Origin of the sequence: Microbacterium sp. NPDC087665, from assembly GCF_044743285.1 — a bacterium.
GTDB lineage: Bacteria > Actinomycetota > Actinomycetes > Actinomycetales > Microbacteriaceae > Microbacterium.
The window spans coordinates 506,310-522,823 of record NZ_JBIUWD010000002.1 but is presented as its reverse complement, the minus strand read 5'-3'; the positions used below and the strand labels follow the sequence as shown (position 1 = coordinate 522,823).

The window sequence follows — 16,514 nt, the reverse complement described above, 5'->3', positions numbered from 1 at the left end:
TTCGGCATCCCCCTCACGACGGATACTGCATGATCAGTCAGCGCTTCGCTTCCGCACGTGGCGGCAGCATTGTCGGAACGCCACAGGCGGTGCGGTTCGGTGCGGTGCGTCAGGAAAGGTCTGCGACGACCTCGGCTTTGAACCCGGCGGAGTTCTGCAGCCATCCGGCGTAGTGGTCGGGGCCGCCGGCGTGCGGGTAGCGGTCGTGATACAGCGGGCGCCAACCGTGTGCCTCGGCATCGGCCATGATCGCGTCGACCGCCTCGCGGGTGCCGCCGCGGAAGGCGAGATGATTCACGCCCGGACGTCGCCGGTCATGCGCGGCATCGCGGAGGTTCGGCGACGTGGTGATCGTCAAGTAGGCGCTGCTGGGGCTCGGGCTGGGGCTGGGGGCTGTGTCCGTGTCTGCGTCGGTGCCAGAGCCCCACGATTGTCCTTCCGGCCATTCCTGCTGGGCTTCGAAGCCGAGCCGCGTGAGGAGCCATCCCCATTCGGCGCGAGCGGACGCGAGGTCGGAGACCCAGACTTCGATGTGATGGAAACCGGCCATGGTCCGAGTCTCTCAGCTCGAGTCGGGTGAACGGGCGCGCGGGCGCGCGGGCGCGCTGGCGTGCGGGTGAACGGGTGCTGGCTGGCCGGTGTTCGGGCCCAACGATGTGGTCCGGCCCGTCGCTTTCCGGGCGAGTGCACTCCAGAATCGTTGACTCTCAGAGCGTCAGATCCTGAGGGACACGCCTGTCTGCGCTCGATCATGATCTGCCGCGCGGTTATGGGCTGGTTGTGGTTGTCGCCATCTTCGGTGGGGGTCCCACCAGGCTGGCCCTCGCACTTGGGGTATCCCATTCTGCATGCGGATCTCCCACCCGGAGGTGTCGAGGGTGCGGTGGTGGTGCCAGCACAACGCGACGCCGTTGTCGGTGGACGTGGGTCCGCCGCGGGCGTGTTCTTCGACGTGGTGGATTTCGCACCAGGCGGCGGGGACGTGGCATCCGGGGATGAGGCACTCCTGGTCGCGGAGGGCGATGGCGCGTCGTTGGTGGGTGGTGAAGATGCGGTCGGTGGTGCCGATGCCGATGATGCGGCCTTCGGGGTCGAACAACACCCGCTGAACGCTGCCGCCGCAGGCGGTGTGCCGGGCGGAGGTGATGGGCACGGGGGTGTCGATGCCGTCGACATGCGCCCATCCGCGCCCGGTCGCATAGTCCTCCGCCGTGACCGAGACCACCAGCGTCGGGGCCGCGCCGCCCAGGCGGGGCATGTCGTCGTGGCGTGCGGCGATCGCGAGCGCGGCGGCGAGAGCGTCGTGTTGTTTCTGCGGGCGGGTGCGGAGATCTGCTGTGCCGAGCGTGCGGACATCGTCGCCGTCGGAGTCGGCCGTTGCCGACGAACCTGCATCATCGCGTGAGGGAGTGAAGTGCACACCGGGTAGGGGTGGCCCGTCGACTTTGGGGTTGAGATACGCGTCCATGATGCGTTGGAATTGCCCGGCCGCTTCGGGGAGCAGCCCGCCACGGATCGGGATGAGACCGTCTTTCGCACGCCCGAGGGTGATTCCACGCGCTCGCATCGCCCGCTCCTCCGCCGGCTCTGCACCGTCGGGGTCGAGATACGCGACGATCGCCTGCGCGAGTATCCGCAGATCTTCGGGTGTCGCGGGTGGCGCAGCAACCGCAGGATCGTCGTCGTCGCTGCCAGATTCTTCGGCGGCGGTGTCGCAGCCGCGCGCGTACCCGGCCAGTTCCGCATCGGCCCGGAGCCTCTCGGCTGTCCCCACTCGTGGCCCGGCCTGCTCGACCGGGCCGGTGGCCGCCAGCAGTCCCGCGACTCCGATCGTCCCGTCGACCAGCGCGCCCCGCAACGCCGACCACCGTGCCGGCAACAACCCACCCGACGACAGGTCCACCTCGCGGTGCACCATCGCCGCCGCTTTCACCACACGCGCCGCTCCTGGCCCATCGGTGCGGAGCACCCGCTGGACGAGCTCGTTCATGCCCCGGCATCCGAACCGCGCCGCGAACCCCGCCGCCCCAGAACCCGCAGCGTCACCACCCGAACCCGAACCCGCGCCCGCGACGGCTTCGACGACGACCGCGTCGACCAGGCGAAGCACCTCACCTGCCGCCCGCAGAACATCCATCGTCGCCGCATCGGACGCCCCCGCATCCGGCACCGCCACCACCGCATCGCCGCGCAGCGCACCCCGCAAGTCGGAGGCGATCCGACCGAGGAGTTCTGCGGTGCTGTTCATACCTCCCAGTCAACCGACCCCCACCGACATTTCGACCCGATAACCCCAGGTCAGGTGAGATATCCTCGCGATCCGTGGATAACCCGAACGTCACCCCCGCCCGTGCAGAACAAGTCCCACGCCCAGGAATCCGACGCCCAAGAACCCCACTCCCAAACCATCCACCCGCTTCACTCCACCTCCGCGTAACCACCTCACAACACCCGATCGGGTCTCCCGTTCACCCGCCGTCAACGGTTCCGTCATCGCCCACGCATAGCGTCGCGAGAGCTCACGCTCGAAAGGACCACCCCGCAATGACCACCCGCTTCCGCCGGACGCCTCGAGGGGCATTCGCACTCCTCGGTGCCGGCATCGCCCTCGCCGGGCTGCTCGTCGCGCCCGCAGCGCACGCCGCGACCGATACGCCAGGCGCCCCAGACGCACCAAGCACCTCAGACACCTCAGACACCGAGAACAACACCACAGCAGCACCCGCCGCCGCGGCCGCCGCTTCCCTCACTCTCGACACGGCGACCATCAGCACCGACGAGACGGTCACGATCAGCTTCGATGCCGGCGGCGCCGTGCACGATCGCAACTGGGTCGGCATCTACCGCGACGGCACGGTGCCCGGTGGTCCGGCCTCCCTCGACTGGCGCTACGTCGCCGAGCCGAACGGCGAGCTCACCTGGGGTCCGTCGGCGCGGGACGGCTGGTCGCGCAACACCGCCACGGTCGGCGCAGGGGAGTACGACCTCTACCTGCTCGAAGACGATGGCTACGGTGTGCTCGCCGGCCCGATCGACCTCACGGTCACCGGTGCCGAGACGCAGCCCCCGCATCCGCCCGCCGATCCGAAGCCTGAGATCGACGGGGTGAGCGAGCTCAACGTGCTCACCTTCAACGTGTGGCACGGCGGCACCCAGGTCGCCGAGGGCGCGCAGCAGATCGCCGACATCATCACCGAGACCGACGCCGACGTCACCTTCCTTCCCGAGGTGGGGCAGGCGCCCGCTCAGGTCGCGGCGCTGCTCGGCTACGACCACCTCATCGCCACCGACACCGGGATCGTCTCGCGGTATCCGATCGTCTCGACCGACACCGTCGGCCGCTGGTGGTCGAAGGCCGTCATCGACGTCAACGGCACGGAGGTCACCGTCTACGGCGGCCACCTGGAGTACCGCTGGTACACGACCTACCTGCCGCGCGGCTACGGCGGCGAGATCCACGGCGATTGGCCTGCGGGGTGGAACACCTGGAACAAGCTCGACGCCCCGGTGACGGATGTCGAGGCGATCCTCGCGGCCAACGTGCAGTCCGGGCGCCCGGCCGCTGCCGCGGAGCTCGTCGCAGACATCGACGCGGAGCGTGCCGCCGGACGCATCGCCATCGTCGGCGGAGACTTCAACGAGCCGCCGTCGCAGGACTGGACCGCCGCGACCGCCGACCTGTTCGATCACAACGGCGTCGTCATCCCGTGGCAGACCACGCAGACCCTGCTCGACGGCGGCCTCGTCGACGCCTTCCGCATCGTGCATCCCGATCCCGCCGCCAATCCGGGATTCACGTGGCCGTCGGACAACCCGTTGTTCCCGACCTCGTCACTGACCTGGGCACCGGAAGCGGACGAGCGCGACCGCATCGACTACATCTTCGCGACGCCCGACGAACGTCTCACGATCGACGGAGCGACGGTCGTCGGTCCGCAGTCCACGATCGTGCGCGACCAGCGCGTCGACGATGACAGTGCAGACGAGATCCTCACGCCGGATGCCGTGTGGCCGTCTGACCACAAGGCCGTGCTCGCCAACTTCCGCATCTGCGACGTCGACTGCGGCGCGACCGAGCCGGAACCGACCACCCCCACGCTGACGGTGGATGCGGCATCCGTCGTCGCCGGCGGCGCGGTCACCGTCTCGGGCACGGGCTTCGCAGCCGATGCCGCTCTGCGCATCGAACTGCGCTCGACGCCCGTCGAGATCGGGGCGGTGCGGGCCGATGCCGGCGGCGCCTTCCGCACCGCAGTGACGATCCCCGCGAACACGGCACCCGGCGCGCACTCGCTGGTGCTCATCGACGCCGACGGCGTGGAGACGGGCATCCCGCTCACCGTCACGGCAGCCGTGGGAGGCGGCGGCGGTCAGTCGGGAGGCGCCGCAGGCGGGGGAGCGACCAGCTCTTCCGGGGGAGGCGCACTCGCTGCGACCGGTGCCGACAGCACCTCGTTCATCGTCGCCGCGTTCGCCCTGATACTCACGGGGCTCGGACTCGTCGCGATTCGTCGGCGCCGCCTCGGCTAATGCGTGCTGCTCTCCCGGCTCTCAGCCGAGCCGGGAGAGCAGCAACTCCGGTGCGCCCTCGGGGAACAGCGTCCGCCGTCCGTCGCGCACCTCGGCGATCGGCACCCAGCGCACCGGGCTGCCCTCGTCGAGCACGTACAACTCGGCGTCCAAGGCGACAGCGTCGAGTTCCGCGGACTCGACCGCGAAGATGAACGCGATCTCGTGCCCGGGTTCGCCCTCGTAGGTGAAGATGTTCTCGCGCACGCCCAGGAGCTCGACCGCGTCGAGGCGCACACCGAGCTCTTCCATGAACTCGCGGCGCAGTGCATCCTCCGCCGTCTCGCCGAACTCGACACCGCCGCCGATCGCCCGCAAGAAGTCGAGTCGTCGCGAGTGATCGGTGCCCTCCAGAGCAAGCACATGGTCGTTCTTGATCGGGAGGCCGACGGCGATGGCGCGGATGGAAGGCATCACGGCAGGCTAGTCGACCGGGGCGATCGGATGCTCGGTCAGGAGTTCACGCGGATGATCTCCTGCTGGTACGGCGCGATCACATCGCCCGAGATCCGCAGATCGAGCAGCAGGAAGCGGCGCGTCGCCGGATCTTCCTCGGCCCAGGTGGCCAACCGGTCGAGGTCGTCGAGCGTGCGGACGACGACGCCTTCGGCACCGACCGCCGCTCCGAAGGCCGCGAAGTCGACCTCGGGGATCAGCATGGGCCCCTCGGCCAGTCCCTTGAGGCCATAGAGGTTGACCTCGGCGCCGTAGGCCGCGTCGTTCCAGATGACGGCGATTCCGCGGCCGGCCGCAGCGCGCACTGCCGACTCCAGATCGGCGATCGCCATCAGGCCACCGCCGTCGCCCGAGGTGAGCACCACGGTCGACTCCCGGCGTGCGAGTGCCGCGCCGACGACGCTGGGCCAGCCCTGCCCGATCGATTGGAAGGCCGTACCGATCATCATCATGCGATCGGGAGCGGCGACCGGCCAGTACATGTTCGCCCAGCCGATGAAGTGGCCGCCGTCCGAGACGACGACGCGATCCTCGGGCAGGAGCTCGGCGATGCGGCGGGCGGCGGAGCGGGGGTCGAGTCGTCCGTCGGGGGCGAGGGCGTCTCCCTCGTCGTAGGCGCGGGCGGCAGCCACATCGACCGTTTCGCGCCACGGGCGCACGGGGGTCGTCTCGGTGGCGGTCGACGGCGTGCCGGTCGTGACGGGAGCGGATGCCGCGCGCCGAGGATCTGCTCCGAAGATGTGCACGATGCTGGGGTTGGCCGCCGCTGAGGCGAGGCGTTCGATGATCGCTTCTGCCGCGAGACGCGCGTCCGCGCGCACGAAACCGCCGATGTTCGCGTGGGTCGCGGCCGGGGCGATATCGATCTGGAACACTCGCGTGCCCGGGGCGAACAACGCACCGAACCGCATCGTGAACTGATTCAGTGCGGCGCCGAAGACGACGGCGACGTCGGCCTCGCGGATCAGCTCCATGGCGCCTTCCGCTCCGAAGCCGCCGGTCACGCCGAGGTCGTACCGCGCGTCGGGGAAGACGCCGCGGCCGAGCGCGGTCGTCGCCGTGAGGGCGCCGGTGACGCTGGCGAGCCGGCCCAGGGCATCGCTCGCGCCGGCGAGCCACGCCCCGCGACCCGCGAGCAGCAACGGGCGCTCCGCATCGCGCAGCGCGCCGGCGATCTGCTCGAGCATTCCTTCGGCGAACTCGCCGCGCGGGCGAAGGGGAGAGGGGATGCGCGGCTCTGGGGCGGGCGGAACCTCGCCGGCCTCCAGCGACGCGACGTCGTAGGGGATGGCGAGCACGACCGGCACGCGATACGTGAGGGCGTGCTCGATGGCGATGACCGTGGTGGCCGCAGCATCCGCGCGTCCGACCGTATAGGTGCGTGCGCCGACCGCCGAAGCCAGGGCGATCTGATCGACGTCCCACGGGCGCGGACCCGAGGTGGGCTCGTCACCCACCACCAGCACCAGCGGCACATGCGCCTGCACGGCCTCGGCGAGAGCGGTGAGCGTATTGGTGAAACCGGCACCGTACGTCGAGGTGCCGGCGGCGATCCGCCCCGAGGCGCGGAAGTGCGCGTCGGCGGCGACCACGGCACCCTGCTCGTGGCGCACTGCGGTGAAGACGGCATCCGTCTGCGTTTCGATCGCATCGAGGAAGTAGGCGTTGCCGTTGCCCATCACGCCGAAGACGGCGTCGATGTGCTGGGCGAGGGTGAGCGCGACGTGCGCGGAGACAGTAGGCATGTACGGCCTTTCGAGAAGACGGAGACAGGGACGGAGAACTGAGGAACCCGTATGTGTCTCGCACCCGCGTCAGCGCGGGGTGTTTCGTGCCTCTTTTTCAGGCATCGGCGCCGTGGCGCCGGACCGGGCCAGTCTATCGTTCGGCCGATGCCGGGGATGAGAGAGAATGAACCGTGACTGATGCATCGAACGAGCGCGAGACGCTCACCTGGGACGGCTTCGGCGCGGCGACGCGCGACCTGGCACGCGACATCGTCGCCAGCGGCTTCGAGCCCGAGGTGGTCGTCGCGATCGCCCGCGGGGGACTGCTGCCAGCCGGCGCCATCGCCTACGGTCTGGGCGCGAAGAACTGCGGTGCGATCAACGTGGAGTTCTACACCGGCATCGGTACTGTGCTCGATGCGCCGGAGGTGCTTCCTCCCGAGCTCGACATGGCGTACCTCGACGGTCGCCGGGTGCTGCTCGTCGACGACGTCGCCGACTCGGGGCGCACCCTGGCCCTCGCTGTGCAGCTGCTCACCGACAAGGGCGCTGACGTACGCTCGGTCACGATCTACACGAAGCCGTCGACCATCATCCAGCCCGACTACGCCTGGAAGGACACCGATCTCTGGATCAACTTCCCGTGGTCGTTCCAGGGCACGGTGCGCGAAGAAGACGAGGGTCTCGCGCCTTCTGCCTGAGCGGATGCGGATGCCGGAGCGGATGCGGCGACTCACCCGCGCATCAGCGCGCGCAGCGTCTGGATCGTGTCGGCATCGGCGGGAGTCTTGTCGGGGCGGTACGCCTTGACGCGCGCGAACCGCAGAGCGATGCCCCCGGGGTAGCGCGGGGAGCGTTGCACTCCGTCGATCGCGATCTCGACGACGATCTCCGGGCGGAGGAACACGGTGTTGGCCGTGCGCCGCGTCTCGAACGACGGGAACGTCTCGGTCTGCCACCGCAGCAGTTCGTCGGTGAGCCCCTTGAACGTCTTGCCGACCATGACGAATCCTCCCGGATCACCGAACTCGCCGGCGGGATCGTGCGCGCCGAGATGCAGGTTCGACAACCACCCCTGCCGTCGCCCCGATCCCCACTCCGCGGCGAGCACGACGAGGTCGTAGGTGAGCACGGGCTTGACCTTGACCCAGGACTTGCCGCGTCGGCCGGCCGCGTAGGGGGAGTCGATCGCCTTGACGACGACGCCCTCGTGCCCCGCCGCGAGTGCATCGCGCGAGACCTGTTCGGCGGTGGCGGCGTCGGCCGTGACGGTGCCGGGCATGCGCCATTCGCCGGCGACGCGGTCGAGCTCGGCGAGTCGGGTCGCGAGGGGCTCATTGATCAGGTCGCGCCCGTCGACGTGCAGCAGATCGAAGAACCACGGGCGCAGCGCCAGCTCGCGAGAGGCATCGGCTCCGAAGCGCGACATCGTCTCTTGGAACGGGCGCGGCCCACCGTCTTCGTCGAGAGAGAGCGTCTCGCCGTCGAGGATCAGATCGTGGGCGGGGAGCGCGCGCACGAGCTCGACGAGCTCGGGCACCCTGTGCGTGATGTCGGCGAGGCTGCGCGTATAGACGCCCACCTCGTCGCCGTGCCGGTGCACCTGGATGCGCGCGCCGTCGAGCTTGTACTCGACCGAGGCCTCGCCGGTGATCTCGAGCGCCTCGGTCGGTGTGGCCGCGGTCGCGGCGAGCATGGGGAGCACGGGCCGACCGACGGCCAGCCCCACGGCATCGAGGTCGGCCTCGGTACCGGTGAGCGCGAGCAGTGCCGTCTCGCCGAGATCGCCCGACAGCATGGCAGCGCGTCGTACGACGGCCGGTGCGCGGTCGGACGCCCGCGCGATCGCGTCGAGGAGCACACCTCCGAGCGCGCCCGTGCGCAGCTCGCCGAGCATGGCGCGGGTCAGGAAGTCCCACTCGGCAGGCGTCGCGCGCGCGGCCAGTGCGAGGAGGGTGCCACTGCGTGCGGCGGCAGAGCCGGAACCGGACGTCGCGGCGAGCCGGTCGAGCGCCTCGTCGACATCGGTGATCGTGAGGGTCGAGGCCTCGGCGTGCGACACGTCGAGGGCGGCGATCCCCCGCCAGCCGACGCCGAGACGCCCCTGGCGCGGCGTCGCGAGCAGCAGCCCGACGAGCGGTGCGATCTCGAGCGGATCGGCCTGAGCCAGCACACGCGCGAGCGCGTCGATCTTCGCCAGTCGTGACGAGGTGGCCGCGACCTCTTCGGTCGACGAGACGAGCTGCGAGAGCATCATCCCGGAATCATCGCACCGGCCTCCGACATCCGGGAGAGCGTTGACAACGACGGGACCGACGCCCTCTCAGCGCCCCCGGAACTCGGGCTTCCGCTTCTCCTGGAATGCCGCGAACCCCTCGCGGTAGTCATCGGTGGCGCACAGGGCGGCCTGAGCGGCGTTTTCGACATCGACCGAGTCCCACAGGGCGAGGCGTTCGTCGCGGATACGCGCGATCAGCCGCTTGCTCGCCAGGAACGCGGCCGTGGGCCCGGATGCGGCGGCGGTCGCCGCATCCGCCGTCGCAGCCACGACCTCGTCGTCGGCGAGTACGCGCGAGAAGAGTCCGCACGCCACGGCTTCCGCACCGCTCATCAGACGACCCGTGTAGATGAGATCGAGGGTCTTGTGCGCACCGAGCCGGTCGAGGAACAGGGCGTGGCCGCCCGAGTCGAGCGTCGCGCCCAGCGCAGCGAAGGGCGAGCCGATCTTCGCCGACTCGGCGACGTACACGACATCGGTCGCGATCAGCAGCCCGAGACCGACACCCAGGCATGCGCCGTGCGCCACGGCGAACGTCGGCGCGGGAAAGCGCGACATCTTCTGCAGCAGGGGCGTCACCAGGCCGCCGAGATAGCCGATCACGTCGTCGTCGCGCGGGTCGACGCCCGCGATGTCGCGTCCCGCGCAGAACGCGCGTCCCTCGCCGCGCAGCACCAGCGCTCGAACGCCGGAGGCCTCGGCCTCGTCGTAGGCGTCGGAGAGATCGCGGAGCGCCTGCTCGTCGAGCGCATTCCGCTTCGCGGGGGCATCGAGGGTGACGTGGGCGACGTCGGCGTCGATGGTGAGATCGATCATGGATGCTCCTCGGGGATGGGCCCTTCGACAAGCTCAGGGGCCCAAGGGGGCGAGCTACACGTCGTAGTCGACGACGACGCGGTCGCTCGTGGGATGGGACTGGCAGGTGAGCACGAACCCGCGGGCGAGTTCGTCGGGTTCGAGGGCGTAGTTCTCGGTCATCGTCACGCTGCCCTCGACCACGCGGGCCCGGCAGGTGCCGCAGACGCCACCGGCGCAGGCGAACGGCGCGTCGGGGCGCACGCGCAGCGCGGCGTTGAGCACCGACTCGCGCGCCTCGACCGGACTCTCGACCGTCGATGAGACGCCGTCGAGCGTGACTTCGATCCGCACCGTCTTCTCACCCGCGCGCACCTGCACCGGGCGCGCAGCCCGTGCGGGTTCGTCGCCCGTCGTGAACAGCTCGAACCGGATGTGCTCGCGCGCGACTCCGACCTCTGCCAGCACCTCGCGGCACAGATCGACGAGGGCGAGCGGACCGCACAGGAACCACTCGTCGACGTCTCCGGGCGGCAGGAGCATGCCGAGGATGGTGCGCAGCTTCTGCTCGTCGAGACGCCCGGAGAGCACGGGGGCGGTGCGCTGCTCCCGGGAGAGCACGTGATGCAGGGTGAGGCGCGTGGGGAAGCGGTCCTTGAGATCGGCGAGGTCCTCGAGGAACATCACGTCGAGCGTCGAACGGTTCGTGTACAGCAGCGTGAACCGCGACGAGTCCGACCGCGTCAGCACCGTGTGGGCGAGCGCCATGAGCGGTGTGATGCCGGAGCCGGCCGCGATCCCCACGACATGCCGGTGGTCGAGGTCGTCGAGACCGGAGGTGAACGTGCCCTGCGGGCTCATCACATCGATCTCGAACCCGCGGTGGAGTCCCGTCTGCGCCCAGGTCGAGAACACGCCGCCCTCGTCGCGTTTGACCGCGACGCTCAACCGGGTGTCACCGCCATCGACGGGATGCTCCGGCGCGCGGCACAGCGAGTACGACCGCCGCAGTTCGACCCCGTCGAGGGTGGTGCGCAACGCCACGTACTGCCCGGGGAGATGGTCGTATTCGTCGGCCAGCGCGGCGGGCACCGTGAAGGTCACCTCGACCGCGTCGTCGGTGAGCGGGCGCACGTCTTCGACGACGAGGGTGTGGAAGCGGGCGCGCCTGCGGGGCAGCGCTGCGGTCGCCGCGCGGGCGGCAGGAGGGGCGGATGCCGCGGCCGACGTGAACAACGACATCAGTGCACCTTGAAATGATCGAAGGGTTCGAGGCAGGCCCGGCACTCGAACAGCGACTTGCACGAGGTCGACCCGAAACGGGAGACCTCGCGGGTGTCGAGCGACCCGCAGCGGGGGCAGCGCACGCTCAGGGCCAGACGGATCGGCCCGGTCGACACCGCTGCGCGCCCGGAGGGCGGCGCGATGCCGTATTCGACGAGCTTGCGCTTGCCGGCCTCCGACATCCAGTCGGTGGTCCAGGCGGGGGAGAGCACGAGGCGCACGTCGACGCTGTCGAAGCCGGCCGCGGTCAGCGCCAGGATCACATCGTCACGGATGGTGTCCATCGCGGGGCATCCGCTGTACGTCGGCGTGATGTCGATGCGCACGCTGTCGCCGTCGACCTCGACGGCACGCAGCACCCCGAGATCTTCGATCGTCAGCACCGGCACCTCCGGATCGGCCACGGAGGCGGCGATCCGCCAGGCATCTGCCTTCTGCATCACCATTCCCTCACCAGCCCTCACCACGTCGCTCCCGGATGCCGGCGCGCGAGCACCTGCATCTCGGCCAGGATGTGGCCGAGCGGCGTCGCGTGCGAGCCGTGCCGGCCGCCCGCTGACGACGCGGCGACGGGCGGGATGTCGAGCTCGGCCTGGTGGAAGACCGTGTCGACCACGGCGTCGAAGCCACCACGCAGAGCCGACGGACGGGCGGCGGCGTCTCCGAGGCGATCGATCAGTTCGTCGTCGCGGAACAGCTCGTCGACGAACGGCCAGACATCGCCGATGGCGCGGACGATGCGGGCGCGCGACTCCTCGGTGCCGCCGGCGAGACGCAGCATCCACTGCACCGCGTGATCGCGGTGGTAGTCGACCTCTTTGAGCGCCTTCTCGGCGATCGCGGCGAGCGTCTCGTCACTGCTCGACCGCAGCGCGGAATACAGCTCGAACATGTACGTGGCGACCACGAACTGCCGCGCGATCGTCTGCGCGAAATCGCCGTTGGGCCGCTCGACGATCCAGGAGCTGCGGAACTCGGGCTCGTCGCGGAAGTACGCCAGGTCGTCTTCGCTGCGCCCGTCGAACGACCCCGCGTAGTGCAGCAGCGAGCGCGCGTGACCGAGCAGATCGAGGGCGATGTTGCCGAGCGCGACGTCTTCTTCGAGCTCCGGCGCGCGTGAGATCCAGGCGCCGAGCTGCTGCGAGAGGATCAGCGCGTCGTCGCCGAGCCACAGCGCGTACTCGGCGATGTCGGCGGATGCCGCGGTCGCGCCGGAACCCGCGAGCTCCTGCGCGAGGTGCAGCTCGTCGACGGTGACGTCGCCGTGGGCGCGCATGTCGGTGTTCACAGGTGCGGCACCCCCTCGGAGGCCGTGTAGTAGACGGCATGGCGGTAGTTCTTGCCCGCGGGGCTCTCGAAGTACGCGCCCTTCGCATCGGGATCGCTCGTGGTGATCGCCTCGGCGGGCGCCACCCAGATCGAGACGCCCTCGCCGCGTCGGGTATAGAGGTCGCGTGCGTTACGTATCGCCATCTCGGCATCCGGCGCGAGCAGCGACCCGACGTGCACGTGACTCAGCCCCCGGTTCGCGCGCACGAAGACCTCCCACAGCGGCCACACTTCGCGCGCGTCGGTGTCCTGACTCGCCATCAGGCCACCGCCCCTTCGACAGGCTCAGGGGCCCAGGATGCTGCCTGCTTGCGTACGTACTCCGCTGCGGCCTCGCGCACCCAGGCGCCGTCTTCGTGCGCCGTGCGGCGGCGTTCGAGCCGTTCGGTGTTGCACGGACCGTTGCCGCGCAGCACCTGGAAGAACTCGTCCCAGTCGATCTCGCCGATCACGTACTCACCGGTCGTCTCGTCGAAGCGCAGCTCGGGGTCGGGGAGGGTGACGCCCAGGATCTCGGCCTGCGGCACGAGCATCCCGACGAAGCGCTGGCGCAGCTCGTCGTTCGAGAAGCGCTTGATCTTCCAGGCCATCGACTGCGCCGAGTTTGGCGACTGGTCATCGGGCGGACCGAACATCGCCAGGCTCGGCCAGTACCAGCGGTTCACCGCATCCTGCGCCATCTGCCGTTGCTCGTCGCTGCCCTGCATGAGCGTCAGCAGGATCTCGAATCCCTGCCGCTGGTGAAACGATTCCTCTTTGCAGACGCGCACCATCGCGCGGCCGTACGGGCCGTACGAGGCGCGGCACAGCGGCACCTGGTTGCAGATCGCGGCGCCGTCGACGAGCCAGCCGATCGCCCCCATGTCGGCCCAGGTGGGGGTGGGGTAGTTGAAGATCGACGAGTACTTGGCCTTGCCGTCGATGAGCTGCTGCATCATCTCGTCACGGCTGATGCCGAGGGTCTGCGCGGCGGAGTACAGGTAGAGGCCATGGCCCGCTTCGTCTTGCACCTTCGCCATCAGGATGGCTTTGCGCTTGAGGCTGGGCGCTCGCGTGATCCAGTTGCCCTCGGGCTGCATGCCGATGATCTCGGAGTGCGCGTGCTGCGAGATCTGGCGGATGAGCGTCTTGCGGTAGGCCTCGGGCATCCAGTCGCGGGGTTCGATGCGCTGCTCGTTCGCGATGAGTTCGTCGAAGAGGCGCTCCTCATCGGAGATCGCTGAAGGCTGGTCGCCGGCAATTGACGGGTCTGCGGGGCTGTTCATGATCGCTCCTCGCGGTCAGCATCTTTACTGACCGATCGTTAGGTAATTCTGACACGACGACGAGTGATCTTCAAGACGCATCCGACGGTCGCCGGGGTCAGTGCGAGCGCGTCACCAGCTCCAGGAGCGCGAAGCCGTACGCCTCGGAGGGATCGGGATGCTCGAAGGAGAGCACGGAACCTGCGATCTCCACCCGCACCCGGAAGGTGTCTGCGAGGCGTTCCAAAGAGCGGAAGGTTCCGCGCAGCAGCTCGCGCAGCTGATCTTCGCGGGGGAGCCACACCGCATCGGCGAGGGTGACCGCGTCGAGCGCCCACTCGGTCGTGCCGTTGAACGCCAGGTCGGTGCCGCTCGGTGTCTGCCGCGCCTCGATCGTCATCGCGCTCACGGTGAAGACATCGGCCTCGGATTCCAGCTCGACCTCGTTCGGGAGGTCGAGCTGGAAGCGGTCGCCCTCGGTCGGATGCCACACGAGGCCGGCGGAGCGGAGGGCGACGGCGAGTTCACGGGAGATCACGTCTTCCACGCTAGACGACGGGATCCGTGCCGGGGCCGAGTGAGGCGCCGCGTGCGGGCGGCCGGGGTGAGCAGTGTCGGCGGCGTGAGGCAGAGTGGGGGAATGACCTCCCCTTCTCCCGCCGACACCCGCGCGGCCGCCCTCGATGCCCTGCGCGAGCTGGTCGGCCGCCCCGACGTCGATTTCCACGACGGGCAGTACGAGGCCATCGAGGCGCTCGTCGCGGAGCGCCGTCGTGCGCTGGTCGTGCAGCGCACGGGGTGGGGCAAGTCCGCGGTCTACTTCGTCGCCACGCTGCTGCTGCGGCGGCGGGGTGCGGGGCCGACCGTGCTCGTCTCGCCGCTGCTGGCACTGATGCGCGATCAGATCGCCGCAGCCGAGCGGGCCGGTGTGCGGGCGGTCGCCATCAACTCCACGAACGCCCACGAGTGGACCGACGTGCTCGCTCAGCTCGATCGCGATGAGGTCGACGTGCTGCTGGTGTCGCCCGAGCGTCTCAACAATCCGGCCTTCCGCGAGCAGCAGCTGCCGGCGCTCGTCCGCCGCATCGGCATGCTGGTCGTCGACGAGGCGCACTGCATCAGCGACTGGGGTCACGACTTCCGCCCCGACTACCGGCGCCTGCGCGACCTCATCGCCGAGATGCCCGCCGACGTGCCGGTGCTCGCCACGACGGCCACGGCGAACAGCCGCGTCGTGGCCGATGTCGCCGAGCAGCTCGGCACGAGCGCCGAAGGGCTCGGCAGCGGCGCCCCCGGCGCCGGCTCTGAGGTGCTGACGATTCGCGGTCCGCTCGCGCGCACATCGCTGCGCCTCGGGGTGCTGCGACTGCGCGACTCCGCGAGCCGCCTGGCCTGGCTGCTCAGCCATCTCGACGACCTTCCCGGCTCGGGCATCATCTATACGCTCACGGTCGCGGCGGCGGTCGACACCGCCCGCCTGCTGCGCGATCACGGGCACGATGTGCGCGCCTACACCGGCCAGACCGACACCGAGGAGCGTGCCGAATCCGAGGGCATGCTCAAGCGCAACGAGGTCAAGGCGCTCGTGGCGACCAGCGCCCTGGGCATGGGCTTCGACAAGCCTGACCTCGGTTTCGTGCTGCATCTCGGCGCTCCGTCGTCACCCGTGGCGTACTACCAGCAGGTGGGCCGCGCGGGGCGCGCCAGCGAGAGTGCCGATGTGCTGCTGCTGCCCGGTGTCGAAGACCGCGACATCTGGCACTATTTCGCCACCGCGTCGATGCCCGATCGCGAGCGCGCGGAGCGGGTGATCGACGCCCTCGGCGGTACGCCGATCTCGACGCCCGCGCTCGAGGCGATGGTCGACATCCGCCGCACCCCGCTCGAGCTGCTGCTCAAGGTGCTCGATGTCGACGGTGCCGTGCACCGGGTACAGGGCGGGTGGATCGCGACGGGGGCGCCGTGGAGCTACGACGCCGAGCGGTACGAGCGCATCGCGGGGGAGCGCCTCGCAGAGCAGCAGCACATGATCGACTACGAGCAGACCGACGGATGCCGGATGGAGTTCCTGCAGCGCGCTCTCGATGACGACACGGCGAAGCCCTGCGGGCGATGCGACAACTGCGCGGGCGAGTGGTTCCCGCGTGAGATCGGCGCGGCGGCGACCACGCAGGCCTCGGAGTCGCTCGATCGGGTCGGGGTACCGATCGAACCGCGCCGCGCCTGGCCGACCGGGGCCGATCGCCTCGACGTGCCCGTCAAGGGTCGCATCGCCGCCGACGAGCAAGCGGGCGAGGGGCGGGCGCTTGCGCGCCTGACCGACCTCGGCTGGGGCGGCACGCTGCGTGCGCTGTTCGCGGCGGGTGCGCCGGATGCGGCGGTGACCCCGCAGGTGCTGGACGGCTGCGTGCGCGTTCTGGCCGGGTGGGGATGGGAGCGGCGTCCGGTCGCGGTGGTCGCCCTGCCGTCGCGCTCGCATCCGCTGCTGGTCGACAGCCTCGCGCGCGGACTGGCCGAGGTCGGGCGCCTGCCCTATGTCGGCGCGCTCGAACCGGCGGGCGGGGGGCCGACCGGGCAGCCGGGAGGGAACAGCGTCTTCCGGCTCGGCGGTCTCTGGGACCGGTTCAGCGCCGATCACCTCGAGATCCCCGACGGCCTGGTGCTGCTCGTCGACGACCTCGCCGACAGCAGGTGGACCCTCACGGTCGCCGCGCGCACGCTCCGGCGGGCGGGCGCCACCGAGGTGCTGCCGTTCGTGCTCGCGCTGCGGGGCTGAGACGGCGGGGCTGAGAGCGCGGTTCGGATGTACCGATCGACCTTGACAAGTCGATC

Annotated in this window: 15 protein-coding genes; 3 read left to right on the top strand and 12 right to left on the bottom strand. The window is 70.0% G+C overall.

The window, feature by feature from the left end; all coding sequences use genetic code 11:
- Nucleotides 1–109 precede the first annotated feature (109 nt).
- Nucleotides 110–550 carry a VOC family protein gene (locus ACIOSY_RS06015; RefSeq protein ID WP_400850525.1) on the bottom strand — a complete coding sequence of 147 codons (441 nt, stop codon included), beginning with the start codon at nt 548–550 and terminating at the stop codon, nt 110–112.
- Between the two features lie 165 nt (nt 551–715).
- Nucleotides 716–2,248: a DUF222 domain-containing protein gene (locus ACIOSY_RS06010; RefSeq protein ID WP_400850522.1), complete on the bottom strand. Its 1,533-nt coding sequence runs from the start codon at nt 2,246–2,248 to the stop codon at nt 716–718.
- Nucleotides 2,249–2,544: 296 nt separating this feature from the next.
- On the opposite strand from ACIOSY_RS06010, the gene ACIOSY_RS06005 reads away from it, so the two are divergent.
- Nucleotides 2,545–4,530 carry an endonuclease/exonuclease/phosphatase family protein gene (locus ACIOSY_RS06005; protein WP_400850519.1) on the top strand — a complete coding sequence of 662 codons (1,986 nt, stop codon included), beginning with the start codon at nt 2,545–2,547 and terminating at the stop codon, nt 4,528–4,530.
- A gap of 21 nt (nt 4,531–4,551) precedes the next feature.
- On the opposite strand, the gene ACIOSY_RS06000 is transcribed toward ACIOSY_RS06005, so the two are convergent.
- Both ACIOSY_RS06000 and ACIOSY_RS05995 read right to left on the bottom strand, forming a co-directional pair.
- On the bottom strand, nt 4,552–4,983 hold the full coding sequence (locus ACIOSY_RS06000) for an NUDIX hydrolase (protein ID WP_400850516.1): 432 nt from the start codon (nt 4,981–4,983) through the stop codon (nt 4,552–4,554).
- 38 nt (nt 4,984–5,021) lie between these two features.
- Complete coding sequence (locus tag ACIOSY_RS05995; protein WP_400850513.1) at nt 5,022–6,770, bottom strand: thiamine pyrophosphate-binding protein; 1,749 nt, start codon at nt 6,768–6,770, stop codon at nt 5,022–5,024.
- A gap of 173 nt (nt 6,771–6,943) precedes the next feature.
- Between ACIOSY_RS05995 and ACIOSY_RS05990 the strand changes: the two genes are divergently transcribed.
- Complete coding sequence (locus ACIOSY_RS05990; protein ID WP_400850510.1) at nt 6,944–7,453, top strand: phosphoribosyltransferase; 510 nt, start codon at nt 6,944–6,946, stop codon at nt 7,451–7,453.
- A gap of 32 nt (nt 7,454–7,485) precedes the next feature.
- Here the strand turns inward: ACIOSY_RS05990 and ACIOSY_RS05985 are convergent, their stop codons facing one another.
- From ACIOSY_RS05985 to ACIOSY_RS05950, 8 genes are all read right to left on the bottom strand, one after another.
- A complete protein-coding gene (locus ACIOSY_RS05985; RefSeq protein ID WP_400850507.1) occupies nt 7,486–9,009 on the bottom strand; it encodes an ATP-dependent DNA ligase in 1,524 nt (507 codons plus the stop codon).
- Nucleotides 9,010–9,075: 66 nt separating this feature from the next.
- The gene (locus ACIOSY_RS05980; protein ID WP_400850504.1) at nt 9,076–9,846 is read right to left on the bottom strand and encodes an enoyl-CoA hydratase/isomerase family protein; all 771 of its coding nucleotides are present in this window, start codon (nt 9,844–9,846) and stop codon (nt 9,076–9,078) included.
- A gap of 54 nt (nt 9,847–9,900) precedes the next feature.
- Nucleotides 9,901–11,067, bottom strand: coding sequence for a 1,2-phenylacetyl-CoA epoxidase subunit PaaE (gene paaE / locus ACIOSY_RS05975; protein ID WP_400850501.1), 1,167 nt, complete (start codon nt 11,065–11,067; stop codon nt 9,901–9,903).
- The gene (gene paaD, locus ACIOSY_RS05970; RefSeq protein ID WP_400850498.1) at nt 11,067–11,549 is read right to left on the bottom strand and encodes a 1,2-phenylacetyl-CoA epoxidase subunit PaaD; all 483 of its coding nucleotides are present in this window, start codon (nt 11,547–11,549) and stop codon (nt 11,067–11,069) included. Before paaD ends, paaE begins: the two co-directional genes overlap by 1 nt.
- A gap of 20 nt (nt 11,550–11,569) precedes the next feature.
- Nucleotides 11,570–12,385: a 1,2-phenylacetyl-CoA epoxidase subunit PaaC gene (gene paaC / locus ACIOSY_RS05965; RefSeq protein WP_400850959.1), complete on the bottom strand. Its 816-nt coding sequence runs from the start codon at nt 12,383–12,385 to the stop codon at nt 11,570–11,572.
- A gap of 8 nt (nt 12,386–12,393) precedes the next feature.
- Nucleotides 12,394–12,699, bottom strand: coding sequence for a 1,2-phenylacetyl-CoA epoxidase subunit PaaB (gene paaB, locus ACIOSY_RS05960; RefSeq protein WP_400850495.1), 306 nt, complete (start codon nt 12,697–12,699; stop codon nt 12,394–12,396).
- Nucleotides 12,699–13,703 carry a 1,2-phenylacetyl-CoA epoxidase subunit PaaA gene (gene paaA, locus ACIOSY_RS05955; protein ID WP_400850492.1) on the bottom strand — a complete coding sequence of 335 codons (1,005 nt, stop codon included), beginning with the start codon at nt 13,701–13,703 and terminating at the stop codon, nt 12,699–12,701. The genes paaB and paaA overlap by 1 nt, the downstream gene beginning before the upstream one ends.
- A gap of 97 nt (nt 13,704–13,800) precedes the next feature.
- Nucleotides 13,801–14,220: a pilus assembly protein CpaE gene (locus ACIOSY_RS05950; protein ID WP_400850489.1), complete on the bottom strand. Its 420-nt coding sequence runs from the start codon at nt 14,218–14,220 to the stop codon at nt 13,801–13,803.
- A 102-nt stretch (nt 14,221–14,322) separates the two neighbouring features.
- Here ACIOSY_RS05950 and ACIOSY_RS05945 point away from each other — a divergent pair, with 102 nt between their 5' ends.
- On the top strand, nt 14,323–16,458 hold the full coding sequence (locus ACIOSY_RS05945; RefSeq protein ID WP_400850486.1) for a DEAD/DEAH box helicase: 2,136 nt from the start codon (nt 14,323–14,325) through the stop codon (nt 16,456–16,458).
- Nucleotides 16,459–16,514 lie beyond the last annotated feature (56 nt).

Coding starts and splice junctions, on each gene's coding strand:
- ACIOSY_RS06015 (WP_400850525.1), bottom strand. CDS start 550: ATGGCCGGTTTCCATCACATCGAAGTCTGGGTCTCCGACCTCGCGTCC.
- ACIOSY_RS06010 (WP_400850522.1), bottom strand. CDS start 2,248: ATGAACAGCACCGCAGAACTCCTCGGTCGGATCGCCTCCGACTTGCGG.
- ACIOSY_RS06005 (WP_400850519.1), top strand. CDS start 2,545: ATGACCACCCGCTTCCGCCGGACGCCTCGAGGGGCATTCGCACTCCTC.
- ACIOSY_RS06000 (WP_400850516.1), bottom strand. CDS start 4,983: ATGCCTTCCATCCGCGCCATCGCCGTCGGCCTCCCGATCAAGAACGAC.
- ACIOSY_RS05995 (WP_400850513.1), bottom strand. CDS start 6,770: ATGCCTACTGTCTCCGCGCACGTCGCGCTCACCCTCGCCCAGCACATC.
- ACIOSY_RS05985 (WP_400850507.1), bottom strand. CDS start 9,009: ATGATGCTCTCGCAGCTCGTCTCGTCGACCGAAGAGGTCGCGGCCACC.
- ACIOSY_RS05980 (WP_400850504.1), bottom strand. CDS start 9,846: ATGATCGATCTCACCATCGACGCCGACGTCGCCCACGTCACCCTCGAT.
- paaE (WP_400850501.1), bottom strand. CDS start 11,067: ATGTCGTTGTTCACGTCGGCCGCGGCATCCGCCCCTCCTGCCGCCCGC.
- paaD (WP_400850498.1), bottom strand. CDS start 11,549: ATGCAGAAGGCAGATGCCTGGCGGATCGCCGCCTCCGTGGCCGATCCG.
- paaC (WP_400850959.1), bottom strand. CDS start 12,385: ATGCGCGCCCACGGCGACGTCACCGTCGACGAGCTGCACCTCGCGCAG.
- paaB (WP_400850495.1), bottom strand. CDS start 12,699: ATGGCGAGTCAGGACACCGACGCGCGCGAAGTGTGGCCGCTGTGGGAG.
- paaA (WP_400850492.1), bottom strand. CDS start 13,703: ATGAACAGCCCCGCAGACCCGTCAATTGCCGGCGACCAGCCTTCAGCG.
- ACIOSY_RS05945 (WP_400850486.1), top strand. CDS start 14,323: ATGACCTCCCCTTCTCCCGCCGACACCCGCGCGGCCGCCCTCGATGCC.